The sequence below is a fragment of the Shigella sp. FC1567 genome (assembly GCF_001743015.1).
Lineage (GTDB): Bacteria > Pseudomonadota > Gammaproteobacteria > Enterobacterales > Enterobacteriaceae > Escherichia > Escherichia coli.
Genome location: NZ_MIIV01000235.1, coordinates 1 through 1,909 on the forward strand (window position 1 = coordinate 1; position 1,909 = coordinate 1,909).

A 1,909-nucleotide genomic window follows, 5' to 3' on the forward strand; every position below is an offset into this window, starting at 1 on the left:
TTGTTCCATGTGAGCGCGACACGGTCCTCACAGCTCTCAGTGGCATCAGCAGCAACAGCGAAAGACTGCTGTCGAAGCTCCGCAGAGGCACTGAGTTTTCCAGCCATGCAGCGACCTGTTCACGGAATCCGGAGGTATTGCGTGCAGAGACGGTATCGGAAAGGCGGTCAAGGAACGCGGAAAAGGTGTTGGCATGCTCTTCATGTTCAAAAGCATGCCATATCTGTGATACATCAGATTGTTTGTTTTCCGGGAACCATGCTGTCACGGCATCAGCCAGGGGGCGATGGAGTGTATTCTGTTGTCCGTCACTCATGGAGAAGTAAATCTGCGGGCCGTGGTAGTCCGGCGAAGAGGTTAATCTTTGCAGGGATTGCAGAACGCGAGTCGACAATGGATTCCCTGAAATGTTAACATTCGTACAAATGGGCAATGTGATTATATTTTCGGGTAATGAAGTTAGTAGGTTATTGGAAACATCCAGTGTCAATAGTTCTTGCGGTAATCTGGATAATCTGCGTAGTTGATTTTCACCTACCTTCAAATATTTTAAGCGCTGAGGAAATTCTGGTAGTTCCTGTAGTCTGTTGCCGGAAACAAAGAGTTCTTGTAGTCTATGAGGCAATTCAGGCAAGACAGTAAGGCGATTACCTTCAATACGTAATATTGTTAGCGTTGATGGAAGCTCTGGTAACGTCTCCAGACTATTAAAACGTGCCGAGAGTGATTGTAAATATGGTGGTAATGATGGCAGACATGACAAATTTCGATTGAATGAAATATTAAGCTTAATCAGTTGAGATGGAAGTGTCGGGAGTATATTCAAGTTGTTACCATTTACATGAAGTTCTGTCAAAAGCGGAGAATTTTCAGGTAGGGAGATTAACTCATTGTTGGAAATATTAAGTTCACGTATATGCAAAGGGAGTGGTGGTAAAGAACGTAGTTTCAGTAAGCTTAAATTGAGAACAGGCTCCCGGGTATCCAGACATATTTTCAATAATCGAACCGCCTGGATGCGATTTTCTGTTGTTGTTCCTTCCCTAGCCCAGTCATCCCAGATGCGGTGGTAATCTCTGGTACACTGTTCTTCTACCGATAAACGAGATATACATGATAAGCCACAAAGGGAACGAAAAAAAGAATGATTGTTGATCGGTTTCATTTATTAACCCCTCACTATTCATATCTTGGTCTATTAATGCAAATAAAACGAGAAAGTCTTTAAAAAAACAATCCTAGAGCTTTATCGGCGTTTTCATTCCAGCTGGAGGAATATGTTCCTGTCTTTCCAGTAACCGTCGATTGTTATATCAGTCTACCCATGTTAATGTGACCAGTTCTACTTTCATCCAGTTTGGATTGATCTTTATCCCCTATATTTTCAAACAATTTTTATCATTTAACTCATTACTGTCTCGATATTCCCATAGCAAACGATCTGGTTGGTTAGCCCCTCAAAAAAGTCAGTTGCACGCCGTAAATCCCTGCCGGTATTGAGCGAGGATTTACGGGTTGTTGTTAAGGTCCGTAATCGGGTCACAGTTTTTCCGGAGTCAATCCGGTCTGCGGTTTATGCTTATGCGACGTGATTATGAATGGTGCAGTCGTGAGCCGTTTTCAGACAATCGCAGGGCCAGTACCTCGTCAGTCAACTGACGGTAAATCTGCTGTTCAGTCTCACGCATCACCTGTGCACCGGCTTCCCTCTCCGCATCCGTATCACCGCTCAGACCTGATGCTTTCAGCCGGTCAGCCACCCTCTGAGAGTACTCATTCTCCAGCATCTCATACTTCTGCTCTTCTGCCTGCGCCCAGCGGTCAGCTTCCGTACGCTTCAGTACAGCATGCCATGGTCCCCAGAGGGAGAACCAGTCCTTAAATTCATTCTCTTCACGGCTTCTGACCA

General features: G+C 44.8%; 2 pseudogenes. Both read right to left on the bottom strand.

The window, feature by feature from the left end:
• Window positions 1–1,165, bottom strand: a pseudogene (gene ipaH4.5 / locus BHE85_RS14415) (T3SS effector E3 ubiquitin-protein ligase IpaH4.5); the annotation flags it as partial.
• 427 nt (window positions 1,166–1,592) lie between these two features.
• Window positions 1,593–1,909, bottom strand: a pseudogene (locus BHE85_RS14420) (E3 ubiquitin--protein ligase); the annotation flags it as partial.